Below are 22856 nucleotides of genomic sequence, written 5' to 3'. Positions count from 1 at the left end.
AAGGCGCGCCCGCTGCTTCCTATGGCGGCGCTAACAGGATTTCATCGGCTTGTGAGGTTCCTGTCATCTGCATCTGCCAGCGCTGGGGGCAATCACGGCGGAGGGGCCATGCTGGCGGCGATATGGCGGGGGATCGGGCGGGTGCATCTGGTGCTGGCGGCGCTGGCGCTGTGCCTGACGGTGTGCGAACCCACGGTGCGGCGCTATGGCGACAAGTTGCAGGTGGCGCTGCCGCTGGTGGCCTGGGCCTGTGCTGCGACGGATGGTCGCGGGGCAGAACTGCTGGGCCGCTTTGCCGGGGTTCTGGTGGTCGCGCATGGCACCAAGGCGGTGCTGGGGCGGAGGCCGCTGAACCGGCGCCCAACGGGCGGGGGGCAGGGATTCCCGTCGGCCCATACGACGGCAGCGGCCTTCGGGGCGAGTGCGATCGTGCATGACTGCGTGGCAGGCCATCCGGTGGCGCGGGCGCTGGTGGTGATGGCGGCGGGTTTTGTCGGCGGATCCCGCATCGAGGTGCGGGCGCATGACATCTGGCAGGTGCTGGCGGGCGGGCTGCTGGGCTGGGGCGGCGACCGGCTGTTGCGGCGCGATTCGGCGCTGCGGCGGCAGATAATGCAGGGAATACGGGCGCTGGCCTGCCGGCTGGCCCGCGCCTTGCGGCGGGGCCGGGCCACCGAATCGCTGGCGCTGCCGGGGGGCTGAGCCGGTTCTGGCCCCCGGTTCTAGCGCGTTCAGGCCTCGGGCGGGCGGGTCGCCTGCAGCGAAGGCCGGGCGGCCATCGTCGCCTCCCACGCGGCAAGGCGCGGGCGGTTTTCGCGCCAGTCGCGCGCGCCATGGCGGAAATCGACATAGCCCAGCGCCACGGCCAAGGCCAGTTGCCCCATGTCCAGCGGCCCGGACAGATGATCCATCCAGCGGCTTTCCACGGTATCCAGCGCGCGGTCGATCTTGGCCCATTGGCCTTCGACCCAAGGGGCATAGCGCAGGTCTTCCGGGCGCAGCCGCGATTCGTAGACCATCAGCAACGCGGCATCCAGAATCCCGTCCGCCGTCGCCTCCAGCGTCAGGGTATCCCATTCCCGCGGGGCGGGCGGGTACAGCCCGGCGCCGGCCAGCGCATCCAGATAGCGGCAGATCACGCGGCTGTCATAGATTGCCGGGCCATCGTCGCGTTCCAGCGCCGGAATCTTGCCCAGCGGGTTCTGGCCCAGCGGCATCGTGCCGGGGTCGAGCGGTGTGCCGGCAGTGCTGATCAGTTCCACCTGCGGCAGAAGGCCGGTTTCATGCAGAACGACCATGACTTTGCGCACATAGGGCGAGGTGGGAGAGTGAAACAGACGCATGGATCCTCCGGTCAACTGGCTTGGGGGGATGCTAGGCGGGACGCGACGCAACGTAAATGGTGGCTGCGCTTCCGTCGGGGCTGCCGCTACGGCAGGCTGGGCGGAATGAGGGAGGATACCATGGACGAACCCGTTACCGCGCTGGATCTGGCGCCGCTGAACCCGCCGCCCGCCGACATTGGGGCCTATTTCGACAAATGTCAGGAAAAGCTGGGGCTTATCCCCAATGTGCTGCTGGCCTATGCCTTTGATGCCGACAAACTGCGCGCCTTCATGGCGATGTATAACGATCTGATGCTGGCGCCGTCGGGGCTGAGCAAGGCCGAACGCGAGATGATCGCGGTGGCAGTGTCGGCGCAGAACGAATGTGTCTATTGCCTGACCGCGCACGGTGCGGCGCTGCGGCAGTTGACCGGCGATGCGGCGCTGGCGGAAGTGATCGCGCAGAACTGGCGGGTGGCGCCGCTGCCGCCGCGCCAGCGGGCGATGCTGGCTTTCGCGGTAAAGCTGACCAACCATCCGGCAGAAATGGCCGAGGCCGACCGGGCGGCCCTGCGTGCCGAGGGATTCGCCGAGCGCGACATCTGGGACATCGCGGCAGTGGCCGCGTTCTACAACATGTCGAACCGCATGGCGGCGGCGGTCGAGATGCGCCCGAACCCCGAATATCACGGCATGGCGCGGTAGAGGCGGGGCGCGCCAAAGGGGGGCACAAAGAAAAAGACCGCCGGGTTTCCCGCGGCGGTCTTTTTGTAGCTGCTGAAGCCAGACGCTCAGCCCTGACGGGCTTTGTAGCGCTTCTGGGTCTTGTTGATCACGTAAACGCGACCCTTGCGGCGCACGACCTGGCAGTCGCGGTGACGCAACTTCAGCGAGCGGAGCGAGTTCTTGACCTTCATGGCCGTCTCCTTTTCGCGGCGCGCGTGCGCCTTGAATCCGATATGCCTTCTTGCGAAAGCGGTGAAATGGTGGGCGGTACTGGGATCGAACCAGTGGCCACTACGATGTCAACGTAGTGCTCTACCGCTGAGCTAACCGCCCACATCCTTTTCGGCCCCACCTGCGCACCGCGCCGAAAACGGCGTCGGCGCGGGCTGATCCGCGTCGGTGGGGGCTCTATAAAGAGACTCGCCGGGGTGTTCAAGGGGTTTTGGCGGAAGAAAAAACCGGGCTATATCTTTTGCATGACATTCAGGACCGTGACCGAAGCCTATTGCCTGCTGCGCCCGGCCCGCCGGGACAGCCCGGTCGTGTTTTCCTCGCCCCATAGCGGGCGGGACTATCCGCGCGCCTTTCTGGCGGCAACGGCGCTGGATACGCGGCTGATCCGGTCTTCGGAAGATGCGTTCGTGGACGAGTTGTTCGCCGGGGCGCCGGGGGTGGGGGCGCCGCTGATCGCGGCGCGGGTGCCGCGCGCCTATCTGGACCTGAACCGCGCCTGCGACGAGCTGGACCCGGCGGTGATCGAGGGGATCGTGCGCAACCCGCACAATCCACGCGTCACCTCGGGGCTGGGGGTGATTCCGCGGGTGGTGGCGCAGGGGCGGGCGATCTATCGCGGCAAGATCCCGCTGGCCGAGGCCGAGACGCGGCTGCGGCTGCACTGGCACCCCTATCACGACGCGCTGCGGCGGTTGCTGGACGAGGCACATCTGGAATTCGGGCAGGCGGTGCTGGTCGATTGCCATTCGATGCCGCATGAGGCGATCGAGCCGCAGGGCCGCCCCGGCCATCCCCGCCCCGAGGTGGTGCTGGGCGATCGCTTCGGCGCCTCGGCCGGGCGCGAGGTGATGGAGGTGATCGAGGCGGCCTTCCGCCGCGCCGGGCTGCGGGTGGTGCGCAATGCGCCTTTCGCCGGGGCCTATATCACCCAAAGCTATGGCCGCCCGTCGCGCCGCCAACATGCGGTGCAGATCGAGATCGACCGGGCGCTGTATATGGACGAGGTGCGGATCGAGAAACGCCCGGATTTCGCGGCCTTCCAGCGGCTGATCGCGGGCGTGGTAAGCGAGATCGCCGGAGCCTTTGGCAGCGGGCAGGCGCTGGCGGCGGAGTGAGGGGCAGAGGGGGCGCTGCCCCCGCCGCGCGTGCCGCGCGCCTCCCCCGGAGTATTTTGCCAGGATGAAGCTGCAGCAGGGGGTCAGCGCAGGGCGCGGCCCTTGATGATCGCATCCTTGCCAAAGCGGGCGCGGATCGCATCGGTGGCCTGTTCGGCGCGGCTGCGGGTGGCGGCGCTTGGGTCCAGCAGATCGTTGCTTTGATCGGCGCTGGCGCCGGGGGCCAGATCGGCGATGCCGACCCCGATCAGCCGGTAGGCGGCGCCCTTGGGCACCAGATCGAACAGCGCGCGGGCCTCGCGGTATATCCGGTCGGCGATCTGTGTCGGTTCGGTCAGGCTGTGGCGGCGGGTGATCTGGCTGAAATCGGCGCGTTTCAGCTTCAGCGTGACGGTGCGCCCGGCCAGATCCTTGGCCTTGGCCCGATCGGCCACCTGCACGGCAAGGCGCCAGAGGTGACCATCCAGCAGATCGGCATCGGCGGTATCTTCGTTGAAGGTGGTTTCCTTGGAAATCGACTTCATCTTTTCGTCGCGGCTGACCCGGCGCCGGTCCTCGCCCCGGGCCAGATGCCAGAGCCGTTCGCCCATCTGCCCAAAACGGGCGGTCAGGTCGGCGCGATCCCAACGCAGCAGATCGGCGATGGTGCGAATGCCGGCCTTTTCCAGCGCCGCCTGCGTAGCAGTGCCGACGCCCCAGATGATGCGCACGGGTTTGGGTTCCAGAAAGGCTTGCGTTTCCGCCCGGCCGATCACCGAAAAGCCGCGCGGTTTATCAAGGTCCGACGCGATCTTGGCGAGAAACTTGTTGTGGCTGAGCCCGATGGAGCCGGAAATGCCCAGCTCCGTCTCCATCCGCTGCACGAGGCGGGCCAGCATCACGGCAGGGGGCGCGCCATGCAGCCGGGCGGTGCCGGTCAGATCGAGAAACGCCTCGTCCAGCGACAGGGGTTCGATGGCGGGGGTCAGATCGTCCATCATGGCGCGAATGGCGCGCGACACTTCGACATAGGCCTGCATCCGGGGTTTGATGACCACCGCGCCGGGGCAGAGTTTCAGCGCCTGAAACATCGGCATGGCCGAGCGCACGCCGGAAATGCGGGCGATGTAGCAGCAGGTGGAGACAACGCCCCGCGTGCCGCCGCCCACGATCACCGGTTTGTCGCGCAGATCCGGATTGTCGCGCTTTTCGACCGAGGCATAGAAGGCGTCGCAATCCATATGGGCGATGGACAGGCTGAACAGTTCAGGGTGGCTGAGGATGCGCGGGCTGCGGCAGACGGGGCAACGCGCGCCGCTGTCAAAAGAGGTCAGGCAGGAACGGCAAAGCGCGGGCATGGCGCAGGATAGCACGGCGCAGATGCGGGGTCACGGGGGGCTGCCCCCTCACCCCGGCCCTCTCCCCCGGGGGGGGGAGAGGGAGGGCGTCGCGCGGAGAGGGGAACGCGCGCCCTCCCCCGAAACGGGGGAGGGTTGGGGAGGGGGTTACTCTGCCGGGACGGGGGACCGGGCCGGGGCGGCCATGCGGCCCTTGGCCTCGTACCGGGCATAGCCGAGGTCGCTGTGCTGGATGTCCGGCGCGCGGCCCGAGATGATGTCGGCCAGCAACCGGCCCGAGCCGCAGCTCATCGTCCAGCCCAGCGTGCCGTGGCCGGTGTTGAGGAACAGGTTGGCGATGGGCGAGCGGCCCACCACCGGCGTGCCGTCGGGCGTCATCGGGCGCAGCCCGGTCCAGAAGGTGGCCTGCGACTGGTCGCCCGCGCCGCCGAACAGATCCTCGACCGAGTGTTCCAGCGTGGCGCGGCGCTTGGCGGGCAGCGACATGTCGAAACCCGCGATTTCGGCCATGCCGCCGACGCGGATCCGGTCGCCCAGCCGGGTGATGGCGATCTTGTGGGTTTCGTCCATCACGGTGGACACCGGCGCGCGGTCGGCATCGACGATCGGCACGGTGATCGAATAGCCCTTGAGCGGATAGATCGGCAGCTTGATGCCATGCGGCGCGGCCAGCAGCGGCGAATAGCTGCCAAGCGCCAGCACGAAAGCATCGGCATGCAGCCGCCCTTCCGAGGTATCGACCGAGGAAACCCGCCCCATTTCGACGTTCAGCCGCTGGATCGCCACGCCCCAGCGGAAGGTCACGCCCGCCGCCGCGGCCATTGCGGCCAGGCTGTTGGTAAACTTGAAGCAATCGCCGGTCTCGTCGCCTGGCAGGCGCAGCCCGCCCGCGATCTTGTCGGCGGCATTGGCCAGACCCGGCTCGGCGGCGATGCAGCCCGCGCGGTCCAGCACCTCGAACGGCACGCCGTCCTGACGCAGCACCTCGATGTCCTTCGCGGCGCCTTCAACCTGTTTCTGGCTGCGGAACACCTGCAGCGTGCCCTGCGTGCGTTCGTCATAGCGGATGCCGGTCTCATTGCGCAGCTCGATCAGGCAATCGCGCGAATACTCCGCCAGCCGCACCATGCGCGACTTGTTCACATGATAGGCGTCGGCGGTGCAGTTCATCAGCATCTTCGCCATCCACGACAGTTTGGCGAGATCGGGCTTCGGCTGGATGATCAGCGGCGCATGTTTCTGGAACATCCACTTGATCGCCTTCAGCGGGATGCCCGGCGCGGCCCAGGGGGCGGAATAGCCGGGGCTGACCTCGCCCGCATTGGCAAAGCTGGTTTCCTGCGCGGGCGAGGGCTGACGGTCGATCACCGTCACCTCGTGCCCCTGCTGCGACAGATACCAGGCGGAGGTCACACCGATCACGCCTGCGCCGAGGATGACGATTTTCATGGGGATCTCCGCATGTTGAAAGGAATGAAAGAAGAATAGCGCATCTGGCGGAAATCTTTTGGCGTTCTGCGGCTGCGAAGGCGGGGGATGTGCAAGAAGCTGCGGCAATAGGCGGAACCTGCCGAATATTCTTCGGCTCTGCTTGAATCTTGCGCAAGGAAACCGTGGGGGACAAAGGTTCTGCGCCGGAATCAACTGCCTATTGCTTGGGCGCTTTGTGAAGGCCATGCTGGGGCATAGATTTCAGGAGTTTTGGCATCATGGACAACGAGGCCCTGTTGGGCGGCAATGCGATCTGGCTTGCGCTGGCCGCCTTCATCATCCTGTGCATCTTCCTTGGCGTGCGGATCGTGTCGCAAAGCGAGAAGCATGTGGTGGAGCGCTTTGGTCGGCTGCGCGCCGTGCTGGGGCCGGGCATCAATTTCGTGGTGCCGTTTCTGGACCGGGTGCGCCACAAGGTTTCGATCCTGGAGCGCCAGTTGCCCACCGCCTCGCAGGATGCGATCACCGCCGACAACGTGATGGTGAAAGTGGAAACCTCGGTCTTCTATCGCATCATCGAGCCGGAAAAGACCGTCTACCGGATTCGCGATGTGGACGGGGCGATTGCCACCACCGTGGCCGGGATCGTGCGGTCGGAAATCGGCAAGCTGGAACTGGATCAGGTGCAATCGAACCGCGCCGATCTGATCGCCAAGGTGCGCGAACAGGTTGCGGCGATGGTGGACGACTGGGGGATCGAGGTCACCCGGGCCGAGGTGCTGGATGTCAATCTGGACGAGGCGACGCGATCCGCCATGTTGCAGCAGCTGAACGCCGAACGAGCGCGGCGCGCACAGGTGACCGAGGCCGAGGGCAAGAAGCGCGCGGTGGAGCTGAACGCCGATGCCGAGCTGTATGCCGCCGAACAGGAGGCCAAGGCGCGGCGCATTCTGGCGGATGCCGAGGCCTATGCGACCGGCGTGATCGCCGAGGCGATCAAGATGAACGGGCTGGAGGCGGCGCAGTATCAGGTGGCGCTGAAACAGGTGGAGGCGATTGGCGAGATGGCCAAGGGCGGCGGCAAGCAGACGATCCTTGTGCCTGCCCATGCGCTGGAGGCGTTCAGCAATGCCTTCTCGCTGCTGAAGGGGCGCGGCTGATGGCATGGTGGCTGTGGATCGCGGGCGGCTTTGCCATCGGCATCGTCGAGGTGCTGGCGCCCGGCTATATCTTTCTGGGCTTTGCCATCGGTGCGGTGATGGTGGGGCTGGTGCTGTGGTCGGGCCTGATCGCCTTGGGGTTCTATGCACAGCTTGCGGTGTTTGCGGGGGTGTCGCTGCTGGGCTGGCTGGGCCTGCGCGCGGCCTTTCCGCAGCAGCGCGGCGCGGTGAAGCGCTGGACCCGCGACATCAACGACTGAGCGGGGTTTGGCCGGGGGCAAGCGGGGCGGGGGAACCCCGGCAGGGATCGGCGCGTTGACGGGCCATCAACTGTAACCCACGGAGACTGACATGGCCGAGCAACACACGACCTATACCCCGCCGGGAGGCAGCACCACCGTGATCGAGACCCGTCGCAGCAGCGGGATGGGCATCGTTCTGTTCATTCTGGGCGGCGTGGTGGCCGTTCTGGCGATCCTGTGGTTCACGCTGGGGGCGCCCGACAGCGCCAGCCGTCCGGCAGAGGGCGAGACCAATATCACCATCGAAAACGCCCCGCCCCCGGCCGCCGATGCCACCCCGGAAGGGACACCGGCCCCGGCGCCGATGACGCCGACCGAACAACCCGCCCCGGCCCCGGAGGCTGTCGCCCCGGAAGCCCCTGCGCCGACCCCGGCGCCGGTGGAGAACTGAGCCACGGCATCAGAGACAGGGTGAACCTGTCATGAAGGCGGCCCCTCGGGGCCGCCTTTTGCATGGCATGGCTATCGTGGGTTGGCGTCAGATCGCTGCCAGTTCGGCGAGCACGGCCTGGGCTGCGGCGCGCGGGTCGGCGGCCTGCCAGATCGGGCGACCGATCACGATATGGTTCGCACCGTCGCCAATCGCCTGTGCCGGGGTCGCCACGCGTTTCTGATCGCCCAGCGCCGACCCTGCGGGCCGCACGCCGGGGGTGACGATCAGCTTGCCTGCCGCTTGCGGCAGAGCGCGGATCATCGCGGCCTCTTGCGGGCTGGCGATCACGCCATCGGCGCCAGCCTCCAGCGCGCGGGCGGCGCGTTCCAGCGTGATGTCGTGAATGTCGCCGGGGATGATGAGGTTCGCATCCAGATCGGCGCGATCCAGCGAGGTCAGCACCGTGACGGCGAGGATCTTCAGATCCGATCCGCGCTTGCCTTCGGCGGCGGCGCGCACCACCTGCGGGTCGCCATGCACGGTGAGGAAATCGAGATCATATTGCGCGATGCCGCGCACCGCCGCCTCGACCGTGGCGCCGATGTCGAAGAACTTCATGTCCAGGAAGATGCGCTTGCCATGTTCCTGTTTCAATTCATTGGCCAGCGCCAGCCCGCCGCCGGTCAGCATCCCCAGCCCGATCTTGTAAAAGCTGACGGCATCGCCGATGCGTTGCGCAAGGTCGAGCCCTTGCACGACATTCGGCACATCGAGTGCCACGATCAGGCGATCATCGCTCATTTGAGGCTCCTTTGCGGTGGGTTGCAGCCCTTTGCGGCGGGGGGCGGGCGGAGTCAAGCTTTTGCGCCGCGCGGGGCGCGCGTCGCCGCAAAGGGGGGCTGTCTGCCCCCCTCTTGGCCTGCGGCCAATTCACCCCCCGAGGATATTTGCGCCAAGATGAAAGCGAGGGGGCCGGATTGACTTTGCAGGCGGGGGGCTTTTCTGTGGCGCAAAGGGCGAGGCATTCATGCAGATCACAGTGACGTTCGACCGACCCGAGGATGAGGGGCCGCGGTCTGGCCCGATCAGCGTCGGCTGGTTTCTGACTTCGGACAAGGGGGCGGTGCTGTATGATGCGCCGGAGCGGGTGAGTTTCCGCCAGACCAACAAGGCCCATGCGAAATCGGCCAGCCGTTGCCCCGGGGTGATTCAGCTGGAAAGCCGGTATTTCATGGTGAAATGCCCCTTCGACATCCATATCGGCTTTGGCCGGGACGACAAGGGCAAGGCGGTGCTGATCAACCGGGCGGGGGCGGCTTCGACCATCCGGGGCAACAAGCTGGGCGAGGTGCTGACGCTGGTGAACGAGGCGGAATGGCGTTACCCGGATCGCCCGACGGTGCAGCTTGCCACGCCCTACTGCTTCATCGCCGACGAGATGGTTTATGTGACGCAGCTTTCGGCCTTCATGCATTACCGCAAGGATCCGCTGCCCGGCACGATCTTTGGCGGGCGCTTTCCGATCAATGTCTGGCCACGCCCGCTGATGTGGGCGTTCGAGTGGCACGAGCCGGAAAAGGACATCATCCTGAAACGTGGCGAGCCGTTGTTCTATTGCCAGTTCGAGGGCGAGGGACCGGACCGCCCGGTGCAGGTGGTGGAGGCGGAGCGGACGCCGGAGTTGCAGAAATACCTCGATCAGATCGGCGGGGTAGTGAATTACGTCAACCAGACCTTCAGCCTGTTCAAGGCGGCCGAGGCATTGCGCCCGGCGAAGCTGCTGACGCGTAAGGAAAGCTGAGGCGATGACGGGGAGGGTTGTCGTCTCGGCACCGCGCAGCGGTATCAACTGGCTGCGCTTCTGGATCGAGGACAGCTATGGCCTGTCCACCGGGGGCGAGGGGGTGGCGCGGGGTGCTACGGGGCAGGTGCCCTGCATCGCGCGGTCGCATGATCCGCTGGGGCTGCGCCCGGTGCGGTTCTGGCGGCGCGACAGCCGATCCCGCGCCTGGACCCGGCTGGACCCGGCTGCGGCGGCGGGCGGGCGCGTGCTGCTGATCCTGCGCAATCCGCTGGAAGTGTTTGTGCGGGCGGCGGGGGGCAGCCGGTCGAAATTCCTGTGCTATGCCAGTTGCATCCGCTTTCTGACCGAGGCGCGGGGGGCGGAGCGGCTGGTGGTGCATTACGAGGATCTGATCGCCAAGCCCGAAACCATGGCGCAGGCGCTGGCGTTTCTGGCGCTGGAGCCTGCGCCGGGGTTTACCGCGCCGGATGTGGCGCAGATCGCGGCAGGCTGGGCTGATGCGGGGCGGCGCAGCCGGGAGAATTACAGCAGCCGGCACAGCAGCGGCACCAAGACGGCGTGGAACCCGCTGGATTTCACCTTTCACAGCCGGGCGCTGAGCGCGGCCAAGGCGCAGCGGGTCTGGGCCGAACTGGATGCGGCGCTGGATGCCGAGGGGAGGGCGCTGCTTGACCGATACCGCTGAACCGGGCTGGCGATCCTCGCTGGAGACTTACGATCTGGCGCGCGGTACTGTGCGGGTGGTGCTGCGCAGCGCCGCGTTGATCGAGGCGCCGAACTGGCACCCCGATGGCTGGCTGATGGTGAACGGCGCCGGGCGGCTGTGGCGGGTGCCGCTGGCGGCACCGGACTTGCTGCCGATCGACACGGGTGGCTGTGATCGGTGCAACAATGACCACGGCTTTCTGCCGGATGGGCGGATCGTGCTGACCCATCACACCGGCGCGGGGGCAGCGATCTATGCGTTGCGCGAAGGCGAGACGCCGGAGCTGCTTGTGGGCACGCGGCCAAGCTGGTGGCACGGGGCGGCGGGGGGCCGCATCGTTTATGCCGCAGCCCGCGACGACCGGCGGGTGGTGGGCCTGTGCGAGATGGATCTGGCGACGGGGCAGGAGCGGCGGTTGACACCTGTCAACAGTGGTCTCGACGGGGGCCATTGCGATGGGCCGGATTATTCGGCCTGCGGCGGCTTCATCTGGTTCAATTGCGATGTGACGGGACAGGCACAGATCTGGCGGATGCCGCAGGACGGTGGGGCGGCGGTGCAGGTGTTTGCCGATGATCGGGTGAACTGGTTTCCCCATCCCTCGCCCTGCGGCCAGCATGTGTTGTATCTGTCTTACCCGCCCGGCACCGAGGGACATCCGCGCGATGTGGATGTGCAGCTGTGCCTGATGGACCCGCAGGGAGGCAACCGGCGGGTGGTTGTGGAGCTGTTCGGCGGGCAGGGCAGCATCAACGTGCCCTGCTGGGCGCCCGATGGCAGCGCCTTTGCCTTCATGCGTTACGCGCCCGGCACCTGACCGAAAGGCGGCGGGCGGAACAGCACCGGCTCTGGCACGCTCCAGACCGAGACATGTACTTCGGGCCCGGTGGCGCCCGCCAGATGTTCGGGCGTCAGGCCGACGATGCGGGCGCGCAGCGGGGCGTCGCGGTCGATCAGCGGGGCGACCAGTGCCACGGCATGCGGGCCGAGCAGGCCGAGCCGCGTCTGCCTGCGCCGGGGGATCAGCCCGAGGAAGGGGCGGTGCAGCCGGGCGAGCACGACGATGTCATCACCCTCGCGCCGCAGCTCCACCGTGTCGTTCAGGCACAGGCCGGACCGGGCGACATGCAGGGCCAGCTGCTGAAGCCGGGTCTTGTGGATGATCGGCTGGAACTGGGTCTGCATCTGGGCCTGTCCGGTTGCGGAGGGAGAGGACAGCATCGGCGCTGTGGATGACAGCGGCAAGACGGGGATTGCCGGGGTGCAAAGGGTCAGCCGGAAGCCGCGCAAATGCCCCGGCGCGATGAGCGGGATTTCACCGGCGCTTGCCGGATGGGGCAGACCGGGCCTAGGGTCGCGCAGGATGCAAGCAAGGAAGATACCGATGCCCGTGACCCTGAAAGACCTGATGGCCGTGGCCAATGCCGAGGTGCCCCGTATCACCACCGAGGCGGCGCAGGCGCTGATCGCGGACAAGGGCGCGCTGCTGCTGGATGTGCGCGATGCGCCGGAACTGGAAAAGGCCGGGCGGGCCGACGGGTCGCATCACATCCCGCGCGGGATGCTGGAATTTCGCGCCGACCCCGATTCACCCTTTCACGACCCGGCATTGCGGCGGGACCGGCCTGTGGTGCTGCACTGTGCCTCGGGTGGGCGGGCGGCTTTGGCAGGTAAAGTTCTGAAGGATATGGGATATTCCGAGGTCTATAACCTCGGCGGGCTGAAGGACTGGGCGGCGGCGGGTGGCCCGGTGGAAGAACCGATGGACCCGGGCATGTAACCCCGGCAGGTCATTTTCGCGTTGCCCGAAAAACTTGCTCTGCGTCAAGGCGCGCCTCTTGCGGGGGGCGCAGGATGGCCCCATCTGAACCGCAAGGCCGAAGCGGCTGTGCCTAGAAAGGGCAGTCGCGGGCGGTGCTGCAAAAAGGGAGAATGACCGATGAATTTGGACAAATTCACGGAGCGCTCGCGCGGGTTCCTTCAGGCCGCGCAGACGATTTCGATGCGCGAAGGCCACCAGCGGGTGTTGCCGGACCATCTGCTGAAGGCGCTGATGGATGATGATCAGGGGCTGGCTGCGAACCTGATCCGCAAGGCAGGCGGCGCGCCGGAACGCGTGGTCGAGGCGATCACCCTTGCCCTTGCCAAATTGCCCAAGGTTTCCGGCGGCGACGGCCAGACCTATATCGACCCTTCGCTGGTGCGGGTGCTGGACGAGGCCGAACAGGTGGCCAAGAAAGCTGGCGACAGTTTCGTTCCGGTGGAACGGCTGCTGACGGCGCTGGCGCTGGTGAATACCCGCGCCAAGGATGCGCTGACGGCGGGGGCGGTGACGGCGCAGGCGCTGAACTCGGCGATCAACGATATCCGCAAGGGGCGCACGGCAGATTCGGCCAGTGCCGAAGAAGGCTTTGACGCGCTGAAGAAATATGCCCGCGATCTGACCGAAGCTGCGGCTGAAGGCAAGATCGACCCGATCATCGGGCGCGACGAGGAGATTCGCCGCGCGATGCAGGTTCTGTCGCGGCGCACCAAGAACAACCCGGTGCTGATCGGCGAACCGGGCGTGGGGAAAACCGCGATTGCGGAAGGGCTTGCGCTGCGCATCGTTGATGGCGACGTGCCCGAATCCTTGCGCAACAAGAAGCTGATGGCGCTGGACATGGGCGCGCTGATCGCCGGGGCCAAGTATCGCGGCGAGTTCGAGGAACGGCTGAAAGCCATTCTGAAAGAGATCGAGTCGGCATCGGGCGAGATCATCCTGTTCATCGACGAGATGCACACGCTGGTCGGCGCGGGCAAATCGGATGGTGCGATGGATGCGGCCAACCTGATCAAACCGGCGCTGGCGCGGGGCGAGCTGCATTGCATCGGTGCCACCACGCTGGATGAATACCGCAAATATGTGGAAAAGGACGCGGCGCTGGCCCGCCGGTTCCAGCCGGTGATGGTGTCGGAGCCGACGGTGGAAGACACGATTTCCATCCTGCGCGGCATCAAGGAAAAGTATGAGCTGCACCACGGCGTGCGGATCAGCGACTCGGCCCTGGTGGCGGCGGCGACGCTGAGCCATCGCTATATCACCGACCGTTTCCTGCCCGACAAGGCGATCGACCTTGTGGACGAGGCCGCATCGCGGCTGCGGATGGAAGTGGACAGCAAGCCCGAGGAGCTCGATCAACTGGATCGCCAGATCCTGCAATTGCAGATCGAGGCCGAGGCGCTGAAGAAAGAGGATGACGCGGCCAGCAAGGACCGGCTGGAGAAGCTGCAGAAGGAACTGTCGGACCTGCAAGAGCAATCGGCGACGCTGACGGCCAAATGGCAGGCGGAGCGCGACAAGATGGAAGCCTCGCGCGAGCTGAAAGAGCAGTTGGACCGCGCGCGGGCCGATCTGGATCAGGCGAAGCGCGAGGGTAATCTGGGCCGCGCGGGCGAGCTGTCTTATGGCATCATCCCGGGGCTGGAGAAGAAGCTGGCCGAGGCGGAGGCCCGCGAGGGCGATGCGCTGGTCAGCGAGGCGGTGCGCCCCGAACAGATCGCCGAGGTGGTGGAGCGCTGGACCGGCATCCCGACCACGAAGATGCTGGAAGGCGAGCGTGAAAAGCTGCTGCGCATGGAGGACGAGCTTGGCAAGCGTGTGATCGGCCAGAAGCAGGCGGTTCATGCGGTGGCCAATGCGGTGCGCCGCGCCCGGGCCGGGCTGAATGACGAGAACCGCCCGCTGGGGTCTTTCCTGTTCCTTGGCCCGACCGGGGTGGGGAAAACCGAGCTGACCAAGGCCGTCGCCGAATATCTGTTCGACGATGAAAACGCGATGGTGCGCATCGACATGAGCGAGTTCATGGAGAAACACTCGGTCAGCCGCCTGATCGGGGCGCCCCCCGGTTATGTCGGTTACGATGAAGGTGGCGTGCTGACCGAGGCGGTGCGGCGCCGGCCCTATCAGGTGGTGCTGTTCGACGAGGTGGAAAAGGCCCACCCCGATGTGTTCAACGTGCTGCTGCAGGTGCTGGATGACGGCGTGCTGACCGATGGTCAGGGGCATCGGGTGGACTTCAAGCAGACGCTGATCGTGCTGACCTCGAACCTTGGCGCGCGGGCGCTGTCGGAACTGCCGGAAGGGGCAGATACGGCGGCGGCGCGGCGGCAGGTCGAAGAGGCGGTGCGGGTGCATTTCCGGCCGGAATTCCTGAACCGTCTGGACGAGCAGATCATCTTTGATCGGCTGGACCGGGGCGATATGGGCGCGATTGTCGAGATTCAGCTGAAGCGGCTGGAAAAACGGCTGGTGTCGCGCAAGATCACGCTGGAGCTTGACGCCGAGGCCAAGGCATGGCTGGCGGATGAGGGCTATGACCCGGTGTTCGGCGCGCGTCCGCTGAAACGGGTGATCCAGCGGCATCTGCAAGACCCGCTGGCCGAGATGATCCTGGGCGGCGACGTGCTGGACGGCAGCACGGTGACGATTTCGGCCGGACCGGAGGGGTTGCGCCTGGGCGACCGGGTGAGCGCCTCGCGCCGGGTGCGGCCCGACGAGGCGGTCGTGCATTGAGAGACGGAAAGGGGGCCGGAAGGCCCCCTTTTCTTATCCCAGCGGGATCACATCCACCGCCTGATGGCTGTCCTGCCCGCCCGCCGTGCGGATCGCGCCCTTGACCGGCGCCACATCGGAATAATCGCGGCCATGGGCGACGGTGATGTAGTCTTCGCCCGCGAACTGGCCGTTGGTCGGATCATATTCCACCCAACCCAGTTCTTCGCCACACCAGGCGCTGACCCAGGCGTGCATCGCATCCACCCCTTCCAGCCGGGGCTGGCCTTCGGGCGGATAGGTGCGCAGAAAGCCCGACACATAGCCCGAGGGCACGCCAAGGCTGCGCAGGCAGGCAATCATGATCTGCGCGAAATCCTGACAGACGCCGTGACGGTTCTCGAACGCCTCGGCAATCGGCGTGTTCACATCCGTCGCCTCGGCATCGTATTTCATGTCCTTGTACAGCGCATGGCCCAGCGTTTTCACCAGCGCCAGACAGGTTTGCCCTTCGGCCAGATACTCGCGGGCATAGGCGATCATGTCGGCATTGGGGGTGATCAGCGGCGAGGGCGGCAGGAAATGCTGCGGTGACAGTGGCCCCAGATCCTGCACATCGTCGATCTCGGCGGCCAGATCCTCCAGATCGGGCGAGGTGTCGGGTGCCTTGCGCAGCGGCAGCCGTTCGGCCTTTGCCCGCAGGCGCAGGGTGATCTGGTCGATCGGTTCGTGCCACGCGATCGAGGTCATGTCGTTGCCGAAGAAATCCACGCTGTCGCGCCGTTCATCGGGGGCGGGGGCGATGGTCAGCATTCGCGACAGAACCCGCTGGTTCGGCCCGTCGGACGGCAAGAGCCGCAGCACGTTGCGCACATGATCCGATGCGCTGTGATAGCTGTAGTCGATCACGAGTTTGATATCATACAGCATGGGCCTACCGGAGATAGGTTGCAGCAAGCAGATCGAACACCTCGCCCAGCCGGGCGCGGAGTTCGAGCAGCGTGTCGGTGTCAAGGTCGGACGGCCCGGCCACCCGCAGATCGGTGTCGAGCGTCAGCAGCGCGCGTTCCAGCGGGGTCAGCCGTCCGCCGGTGCTGGCCTGTGGCAGGCGGCGCAGGTGGCGGCGCATTTCCGAGATCTGATACAGCACGGCGCGCGGGTTGCTTTCATCCAGCACCAGCAGATCCAGCACGGTTTCGCGCGAGGGGCCAAAACGGTAGCGGCGCTGGTGGGTCATCACGCTGTCGCCCACCTCGATGGCGATTTCCAGAGCGCCGGGTTCGGCATGGGGATCGGCCAGCGCCGACAGCAACAGCAGCAGCCCGTCGGCCCGTTCCTGCGCGCGCCCCAGTGCCAGAAAGCGCCAGCCCGCAAAATGATACATGTTTTCATGCACCAGCCCGGTAAAGCCGCTGATCTTGCGCAGCAGGATGCTCATCGCCAGGGCCGCGTCATCGCCCGCCACCACCTTGGCGGCCAGTTTGCCCGCCGTCTTGGCCATGTCGTTCAGCGCGCCCCAGCCATCGGGCGAGAAGCGGTCGCGGATTTTCGAGGCGGTGCCGCGTGCCGCACTGATCAGGCCCAGCAGCGCGTCGGGCACCGGCCTGTCCAGCGTCAGACCCAGCCCGGCCATGTAATCGGCCAGCTCCAGCAGGCGCGGTTCCTTGGCCGAGCCGGATTCGGCCAGCCGCAGGTGATAGGCGCGCAACATGCGGATCGCGCCCTCTGTCCGCTCCATATACCGGCCCAGCCAATACAGGTTGTCGGCGGCGCGCGCGGGCAGGATGCCGGGGGCGGCGCGTTCGAAACTGTTCTGGCCGACAAGGCTTTCCGGCGGCACCGGCTTTGGCGCCATGATCCACACATCGGAAACCGAGCCGCCCGCCTGCATTGCCAGCGCGGTGACATCCTCGCTTTTGCCGATGCGGGCATAGCCGCCGGGCATGAAGGTCCACCCGCTTTCGCTGCGCGCGGCGAACACCCGGATCGTCATCGGGCGCGGCACCAGCCGACCTTTTTCGTAGGCGGGGGTGGTGGACAGCGTAACCGCCTCTTGTCCGACCAGCCGGGCGCCATCGCGCGCCAGCCAGTCGCGGATGGAGCCGCGGCCTTCGCCCCGGAAGGCGCCGCCAAGCGCGGTATTGGCATCCACGGCGAAGGGCAGGGCACTGTCCATCGCCTCGCCGATCATCATGCGGGCGGCGTTTTCGCGCACATAGGCGCGTTCCAGCGGCTGGCCGCACCACCAGGTGGCGATGTTGGGCAGCGCCAGCTTTTCGCCCAGCAGCACTTCGCTGATCTTGGGCAGGAAGGCCATCATGGCGCGGGCTTCCAGCACGCCCGACCCCAGCGCGTTGATCAGGCTCAGATTGCCCTGCCGCAATGCCTCCAGCAAGCCGGGGGTGCCGATATGCGAGGTCTCGTTCAGCTCCAGCGGGTCGGCAAATTCGCTGTCGATCCGGCGCCACAGCAGGCCAAGCGGTTTGAGCCCGTTGACCGTGCGCACCATGGCCTGACCGTTCTGCACGATCAGATCCTCGCCCTCCAGCAGGGTCATGCCAAGGTAGCGGGCGATATAGGTGTGTTCGTAATAGGTGTCGTTGTTCGGCCCCGGCGTCAGGATCGCCATGCCGCGCCCCGGCCCGGCCAGATCATCCATCGCCTCGCGGAAGGCGCGGAAGAAGCCGGCCAGACGGCGCAGATTGGCGCGGGGGAACGGGTCGGAAAACACCCGCTGCGTGGCCATGCGGTTTTCCAGCGCGAAGCCGGAGCCGGAGGGCGCCTGCGCCCGGTCGCCCAGCACGAACCATGACCCGTCGGGCGAGCGCCCGATCTCGAAGGCCAGATGGTGCAGGAAGTTGCCCGAGCGCGGCACCACCCCCACCAGCGGGCGCAGCCATTGCGGATTGCGCGCCACCAGTTCGGCGGGCAGGTGGCCATCGCGCACCAGATGCCCCGGGCCGTAAAGATCGGCCATGACCTGTTCCAGCAGTTCCGCGCGCTGCGTCAGGCCCGCGCAGATCTCGGTCCATTCCTGTTCGGCCAGCAGCACGGGGACATGGCTGAGCGGCCATTCCCGTTCCTGCGCCGGGCCGGTGGAATATTGCCGGAAATACACGCCCGCATCGCGCAGATACTGGTCGCCCCGCGCGAAACGCTGGGCGACCTCTTCCGGCTTCAGCCCGGCGAGATGGGTGATGAACGGCGCCCAGACCGGGCGCATCCGGCCTTCGGCATCAAAAAGCTCGTCCGCCACGCCGGATTGCGGCGTGTAATCCCGCAAAAGCGCGGGGCGCGGGGCCGAGGGCACCGGTTTCAGCGTCATGTCATCCCGCCGATCTTACACCCACGGCGCGCGCCGCAGGTCGAGCGTCATCGGAAATTCCGGGTGCGGCACTTCCGTCACCGGGGCATAGCCGCCCGGCGAATGGCCATACGCCTCGAACCGCGCCAGACGGCGGGCCTCGGCCTCGTTGCCGTTCACCGGGAAGGTGTCGTAGTTGCGCCCGCCCGGATGGGCCACGTGATAGACGCAGCCGCCGATGGACCGGCCTGTCCAGTCGTCATAGATGTCGAAGGTCAGCGGCGCATTGACCGGCAGCACCGGATGCAGGGCGGCGGCAGGTTGCCACGCCTTGAACCGCACCGCCCCCACCGAGGCGCCCGAGGTATTGGTGCGTGTCATCGGCACCGGGCGGCGGTTGCACATGATGCGATAGCGATCCTGCGCAAGGCTGGTCATCTTCACCTGCAGCCGTTCAACCGAGCTGTCGGTATAGCGCACCGTGCCGCCGATGGCGCCGGTTTCGCCCAGCACATGCCAGGGTTCCAGCGCCTGACGCAGTTCCAGATGCACGCCTTCCACCTCGATCTGCCCGCAGAAGGGGAAGCGGAATTCGGCCTGCGCCTCGAACCAGACCGGGTCCATCTTGAAGCCGTGCTGGCCCAGATCTTCCAGCAGGCTGAGGAAATCCTGCCACAGGAAATGCGGTAGCATGAAGCGGTCATGCAGCACCGTGCCCCAGCGCACCGGCTTGCCCTGCACCGGCGCGTTCCAGCAGCGGGCGATGATCGCGCGGATCAGCAGTTGCTGCGCCAGGTTCATGCGCGGATGCGGCGGCATCTCGAACCCGCGGAACTCCACCAGACCCAGACGCCCGGTCGGCCCGTCGGGGGAATAGAGCTTGTCGATGCAGATTTCGGCGCGGTGGGTGTTGCCGGTGACATCGGTCAGCATGTTGCGCAGCAGCCGGTCGATCAGCCAGGGCGGCGGCAGCGGCCCGCCGCGCACCGGATCGCCGATCTGGCTCAGCGCGATTTCCAGTTCATAGAGCGTGTCATGCCGCGCCTCGTCGATCCGGGGGGCCTGGCTGGTCGGGCCGATGAACAGGCCCGAGAACATGTAGGACAGTGAAGGGTGGCGCTGCCAGATCAGGATCAGCGATTTCAGCAGATCGGGGCGGCGCAGGAACGGGCTGTCGCCCATCGTCTCGCCCCCGACCACCACATGGTTGCCGCCGCCGGTGCCGGTATGGCGCCCGTCGATCATGAACTTGTCGGCGCCAAGGCGGCACTGGCGCGCCTCTTCATAGATCGCCTCGGTGGTGGCGACGCAATCTTCCCAGCTATGCGCCGGATGGATGTTCACCTCGATCACGCCCGGATCGGGGGCGACGCGGATCACGTTCAGGCGCGGGTCATGCGGCGGGGCATAGCCTTCGATATGGATCGGCAGGTTCAGCTCTGCGGCGGTAGCCTCGGCGGTGGCCAGCAGTTCCAGATAATCTTCCAGCGTTTCCACCGGCGGCATGAACAGGCACAGCCGCCCGTCGCGCGGCTCGATGGCGATGGCGGTGCGCACATAGCCCTGCGACGGGTCCACGCCTTCCTGCGGCACATAGCGCTGGCGGCGGGCCTTTTCGGGTGTGGTCGAGAAGCCCTGCGCATGGCCCCCCGAAACGGGGGGCATCATCGCGGCCATTTCGGCCTCTTCCTGCGCCAGCCGGTCGATTTCTTCCTGCACGGCCTGACGGCGGCGTTCGCTGATTTCCACATAGAAATCCGGCATCGGCGCATAGGGCAGCGAGGGGTCGGACGGATAGGTGTAGGGATATTGCGTCGGCGGAATATAGGGCAGCGAGCCCAGCGGCAGGCGGTAGCCCACCGGGCTGTCACCGGGCACGAGGAAGATATGACCGCGCCGGGGCTTCCACATCTCTGACTGCCAGCGCGGGCCCCAGGCATTGGGTTTCGACTGCCAGCGCTGCACCGGCAGGATGAAGCCCGACGGCTCGGTCAGCCCGCGCGAAAACACCCGGGCAAAGCGCGAGCGTTCCTCGGGATCCTTCAGTTTGGAGTTTTCGGGGCTGACATTGCTGGGCAGATTGGCTTCCTTCAGGATCCATTCGGCTGGATCTTCATAAGCGGGCTGCGCATGTTCGGGGGCGATGCCAAGGCGTTCGGCGAAATGCGCCATGAAATCATGGGCTTCATCGGCGCCCACCTTGTAATCCTGCGCCTCTTGCGCCACCAGATCGGGGTTGCGCCAGACCGGCACGCCATCGCGGCGCCAGTACAGCGAGAAGGTCCAGCGCGGCAGGGTTTCGCCGGGATACCACTTGCCCTGCCCGTAATGCAGGAAGCCACCCGGCGCAAAACGGTTGCGGATGCGGCGGATCAGCTTGTCGGCCAGATCGCGCTTGGTGGGGCCGACGGCGGCGGTGTTCCACTCTGCCCCCTCGAAATCGTCGATCGACACGAAGGTCGGCTCGCCCCCCATGGTCAGGCGCACGTCGCCCGCCGCCAGTGCGGCATCGACCGTGCGGCCCATCTCGTTCAGCTTGTCCCAGGCCTCGTCGCTGAACGGCTTGGTGATGCGCGGATGTTCCGAGACGCGGCGCACCTTCATGTCGAATTCGAAATCGACCTTGGGGGTGCCCACCGCCGCAAAGCCGCCCGAAATCGGCGCGGCATTGCGGTAATGCGGGGTCGCGGCCAGCGGGATATGGCTTTCGCCGGTCAGCAGGCCGCTCGTCGGGTCCAGCCCGATCCAGCCGGCGCCGGGCAGATAGACCTCGACCCAGGCGTGCAGGTCGGTGAAATCGACCTCGGTGCCCGACGGGCCGTCCAGCGATTTCACATCGGGCGAAAGCTGGATCAGATAGCCCGACACAAAGCGCGCGGCAAAGCCCAGATGGCGTAGCGTCTGCACCAGAAGCCAGCTCGAATCGCGGCACGAGCCGGAGCGGATGTCGAGCGTCTGTTCCGGCGTCTGCACGCCCGGCTCCAGTCGGATCGTGTAATTCACCACCTGCGAGATTTTCGCGTTCAGCCCGACAAGGAAATCGGTGGTGCGCATCCGGTCGCGCGGGATGCTGTCGATGAACTGCTGCAGGAACGGACCGGCGGGTTCCGGCGTGCGGTAGATCACCAGATCGTCGGCCAGATCCAGCGGATAGTCGAAGGGGAACGTCTCTGCGCTTTCCTCGACGAAAAAGTCGAACGGGTTGTAGACCGACATGTCGGCCACCAGATCGACCTCGATCTTGAATTCCATCACCGGCTCGGGGAACACGAATCGCGCCTGCCAGTTGCCGTAAGGGTCTTGCTGATGGTTCACGAAATGTCCGCCGGGCGAGACCTTGAGAGAGTGCGAAATCACCTTGGTGCGCGATTGCGGGGCGGGGCGCAGACGGATGATCTGCGGGCCCAGCGTCACCGGCCTGTCATAGCGGTAATGCGTGAGATGGTGGATGCTTGCATAGATCGCCATAGTCTTCCCCGGCCATGAGGTTGTCAGTCCATGGCAGACCGTAGCGGCCCGCGCCGCGCAAGGGAAAACCTCTGTGCATCCGGCGTGAAATGTCTTGCTGTGGCGGAATTTCCGCCCTATTTCGCGCCGTTTGCTGTGAGGTTGATTAAAAAGTGGGCAGATCAGCCGAGCGGGGCCAGCAGCGCCTTCAGCGCCGCCGCCGCATCCTCGGTGTTCCAGATCTCTTCGCCGACCCCGAAGAAGTCCGTCACCGGCCCCAGCTTCTCGACCAGAGCGACCGACAGCGCGCCTTCGGCCACCACCGGCACCTCGACCATTTCCGACCACCACTGGAACAATTCCAGTTCGGCGCGCGAGCCGTCGCCCAGCGGCGTTTCGCCCACCGGACCGAAGGCCACATAATCCGCCCCGGCCTCGCCCGCCGACAGGCCCTCGTGCCGGGTGGTGCCGCAGAAGGCGCCGACAATCGCCTCGTCCCCCAGATCCTTGCGCACCTTGCGGATCGAGCGCGACCCGTCGGTCAGATGCACCCCGTCCAGGCCCAGACGTTCGACCAGCAGCACATGCTTTTCAATCACCAGCGCCACATCGCGGGCATGGGCGACCTCGCGCAGCGCATCCGCCGCCCGCGCCACGCGATCCTCGTCGCGCGAAGCCAGCGCCAGCCGCACGCAGGCCACCTCTGCCGTATCCAGCACCGCCGCCAGACGCTGCGGAAACACGTCCAGATCGAACTCGGGCGGGGTGATGAGGTAAAGCTGCGGGCGGTCGATCTCGGACATGGCGGATTCCTGCAAACGGTTCGCCGCCGTTTAGCGCGTTTTGCGGGCCTTGGCTACCGGCTGGACTGCGCGGGTGTGCGGCAAGGCAGGGGGCGCTCGCGCCCCCTCTTGGCCTGCGGCCAATTCACCCCCGAGGATATTTGGGAACAGAAAATGAAGGAAGAAGGCCCTCTTTCCTATTTTCTGTTCAAAAATATCCTCGGGGGGAGGCCCGCAGGGCCGTGGGGGGCAGACAGCCCCCCTCTGACCGCGGCG

Annotated in this window: 21 protein-coding genes and 1 tRNA gene; 11 read left to right on the top strand and 11 right to left on the bottom strand. The window is 66.4% G+C overall.

Annotation, left to right across the window (positions count from 1 at the left end):
- Positions 1 to 108: 108 nt before the first annotated feature.
- On the top strand, positions 109 to 702 hold the full coding sequence (locus BMX43_RS02800; RefSeq protein ID WP_091296424.1) for a phosphatase PAP2 family protein: 594 nt from the start codon (positions 109 to 111) through the stop codon (positions 700 to 702).
- A 29-nt stretch (positions 703 to 731) separates the two neighbouring features.
- On the opposite strand, the gene BMX43_RS02795 is transcribed toward BMX43_RS02800, so the two are convergent.
- Positions 732 to 1343 carry a glutathione S-transferase gene (locus BMX43_RS02795; RefSeq protein ID WP_091296422.1) on the bottom strand — a complete coding sequence of 204 codons (612 nt, stop codon included), beginning with the start codon at positions 1341 to 1343 and terminating at the stop codon, positions 732 to 734.
- 120 nt (positions 1344 to 1463) lie between these two features.
- Here BMX43_RS02795 and BMX43_RS02790 point away from each other — a divergent pair, with 120 nt between their 5' ends.
- The gene (locus tag BMX43_RS02790) at positions 1464 to 2030 is read left to right on the top strand and encodes a peroxidase-related enzyme (protein WP_091297124.1); all 567 of its coding nucleotides are present in this window, start codon (positions 1464 to 1466) and stop codon (positions 2028 to 2030) included.
- 86 nt (positions 2031 to 2116) lie between these two features.
- Here BMX43_RS02790 and ykgO read toward each other — a convergent pair whose 3' ends face one another.
- Complete coding sequence (gene ykgO / locus BMX43_RS02785) at positions 2117 to 2242, bottom strand: type B 50S ribosomal protein L36 (RefSeq protein WP_050521456.1); 126 nt, start codon at positions 2240 to 2242, stop codon at positions 2117 to 2119.
- Between the two features lie 67 nt (positions 2243 to 2309).
- A tRNA-Val gene (locus BMX43_RS02780) sits at positions 2310 to 2384 on the bottom strand.
- 143 nt (positions 2385 to 2527) lie between these two features.
- On the opposite strand from BMX43_RS02780, the gene BMX43_RS02775 reads away from it, so the two are divergent.
- A complete protein-coding gene (locus BMX43_RS02775) occupies positions 2528 to 3400 on the top strand; it encodes an N-formylglutamate amidohydrolase (protein WP_091296420.1) in 873 nt (290 codons plus the stop codon).
- Positions 3401 to 3483: 83 nt separating this feature from the next.
- Here the strand turns inward: BMX43_RS02775 and BMX43_RS02770 are convergent, their stop codons facing one another.
- Positions 3484 to 4737: a DNA polymerase IV gene (locus BMX43_RS02770; protein ID WP_091296418.1), complete on the bottom strand. Its 1254-nt coding sequence runs from the start codon at positions 4735 to 4737 to the stop codon at positions 3484 to 3486.
- Between the two features lie 147 nt (positions 4738 to 4884).
- Positions 4885 to 6414, bottom strand: a complete 1530-nt coding sequence (locus BMX43_RS02765; protein WP_139201515.1) for a D-amino acid dehydrogenase — start codon at positions 6412 to 6414, stop codon at positions 4885 to 4887.
- A gap of 32 nt (positions 6415 to 6446) precedes the next feature.
- On the opposite strand from BMX43_RS02765, the gene BMX43_RS02760 reads away from it, so the two are divergent.
- From BMX43_RS02760 to BMX43_RS02750, 3 genes are all read left to right on the top strand, one after another.
- Positions 6447 to 7328 (top strand): SPFH domain-containing protein, encoded by an 882-nt coding sequence (locus BMX43_RS02760; RefSeq protein WP_091296415.1) that lies wholly within the window; start codon positions 6447 to 6449, stop codon positions 7326 to 7328.
- Positions 7328 to 7588: an NfeD family protein gene (locus BMX43_RS02755; RefSeq protein ID WP_091296412.1), complete on the top strand. Its 261-nt coding sequence runs from the start codon at positions 7328 to 7330 to the stop codon at positions 7586 to 7588. The genes BMX43_RS02760 and BMX43_RS02755 overlap by 1 nt, the downstream gene beginning before the upstream one ends.
- A 91-nt stretch (positions 7589 to 7679) precedes the next feature.
- Positions 7680 to 8021: a hypothetical protein gene (locus BMX43_RS02750; RefSeq protein WP_091296409.1), complete on the top strand. Its 342-nt coding sequence runs from the start codon at positions 7680 to 7682 to the stop codon at positions 8019 to 8021.
- An 87-nt stretch (positions 8022 to 8108) separates the two neighbouring features.
- On the opposite strand, the gene pyrF is transcribed toward BMX43_RS02750, so the two are convergent.
- Positions 8109 to 8804 carry an orotidine-5'-phosphate decarboxylase gene (gene pyrF, locus BMX43_RS02745; RefSeq protein ID WP_091296406.1) on the bottom strand — a complete coding sequence of 232 codons (696 nt, stop codon included), beginning with the start codon at positions 8802 to 8804 and terminating at the stop codon, positions 8109 to 8111.
- A 226-nt stretch (positions 8805 to 9030) separates the two neighbouring features.
- On the opposite strand from pyrF, the gene BMX43_RS02740 reads away from it, so the two are divergent.
- The 3 genes from BMX43_RS02740 to BMX43_RS02730 are packed head-to-tail and all read left to right on the top strand — an operon-like array spanning position 9031 to position 11330.
- The gene (locus tag BMX43_RS02740) at positions 9031 to 9804 is read left to right on the top strand and encodes a hypothetical protein (RefSeq protein WP_091296404.1); all 774 of its coding nucleotides are present in this window, start codon (positions 9031 to 9033) and stop codon (positions 9802 to 9804) included.
- A 4-nt stretch (positions 9805 to 9808) separates the two neighbouring features.
- On the top strand, positions 9809 to 10492 hold the full coding sequence (locus BMX43_RS02735; protein WP_091296402.1) for a hypothetical protein: 684 nt from the start codon (positions 9809 to 9811) through the stop codon (positions 10490 to 10492).
- Positions 10476 to 11330, top strand: coding sequence for a TolB family protein (locus BMX43_RS02730; protein ID WP_245749349.1), 855 nt, complete (start codon positions 10476 to 10478; stop codon positions 11328 to 11330). Before BMX43_RS02735 ends, BMX43_RS02730 begins: the two co-directional genes overlap by 17 nt.
- Here BMX43_RS02730 and BMX43_RS02725 read toward each other — a convergent pair.
- A complete protein-coding gene (locus BMX43_RS02725) occupies positions 11312 to 11698 on the bottom strand; it encodes a hypothetical protein (protein WP_091296400.1) in 387 nt (128 codons plus the stop codon). The genes BMX43_RS02730 and BMX43_RS02725 overlap by 19 nt on opposite strands.
- A 199-nt stretch (positions 11699 to 11897) precedes the next feature.
- On the opposite strand from BMX43_RS02725, the gene BMX43_RS02720 reads away from it, so the two are divergent.
- Together BMX43_RS02720 and clpB are read left to right on the top strand one after the other, a co-directional pair.
- Entirely contained in the window at positions 11898 to 12293 is a 396-nt protein-coding gene (locus BMX43_RS02720; protein ID WP_091296397.1) for a rhodanese-like domain-containing protein, read from the top strand.
- A 159-nt stretch (positions 12294 to 12452) separates the two neighbouring features.
- Positions 12453 to 15068 (top strand): ATP-dependent chaperone ClpB, encoded by a 2616-nt coding sequence (gene clpB / locus BMX43_RS02715; protein ID WP_091296395.1) that lies wholly within the window; start codon positions 12453 to 12455, stop codon positions 15066 to 15068.
- Between the two features lie 33 nt (positions 15069 to 15101).
- Here the strand turns inward: clpB and BMX43_RS02710 are convergent, their stop codons facing one another.
- From BMX43_RS02710 to BMX43_RS02695, 4 genes are all read right to left on the bottom strand, one after another.
- Positions 15102 to 15977 (bottom strand): transglutaminase family protein, encoded by an 876-nt coding sequence (locus tag BMX43_RS02710; RefSeq protein ID WP_091296393.1) that lies wholly within the window; start codon positions 15975 to 15977, stop codon positions 15102 to 15104.
- Positions 15978 to 15981: 4 nt separating this feature from the next.
- Positions 15982 to 18372 carry a circularly permuted type 2 ATP-grasp protein gene (locus BMX43_RS02705; RefSeq protein ID WP_091296391.1) on the bottom strand — a complete coding sequence of 797 codons (2391 nt, stop codon included), beginning with the start codon at positions 18370 to 18372 and terminating at the stop codon, positions 15982 to 15984.
- Positions 18373 to 18387: 15 nt separating this feature from the next.
- The gene (locus BMX43_RS02700; protein ID WP_091296389.1) at positions 18388 to 21819 is read right to left on the bottom strand and encodes a transglutaminase family protein; all 3432 of its coding nucleotides are present in this window, start codon (positions 21817 to 21819) and stop codon (positions 18388 to 18390) included.
- Between the two features lie 161 nt (positions 21820 to 21980).
- The gene (locus tag BMX43_RS02695) at positions 21981 to 22601 is read right to left on the bottom strand and encodes a thiamine phosphate synthase (protein WP_091296386.1); all 621 of its coding nucleotides are present in this window, start codon (positions 22599 to 22601) and stop codon (positions 21981 to 21983) included.
- Positions 22602 to 22856 lie beyond the last annotated feature (255 nt).

It is taken from the genome of Gemmobacter aquatilis (genome assembly GCF_900110025.1).
GTDB classification, from domain to species: Bacteria; Pseudomonadota; Alphaproteobacteria; order Rhodobacterales; family Rhodobacteraceae; genus Gemmobacter; species Gemmobacter aquatilis.
This window is presented reverse-complemented; position numbering and strand designations above follow the sequence as displayed.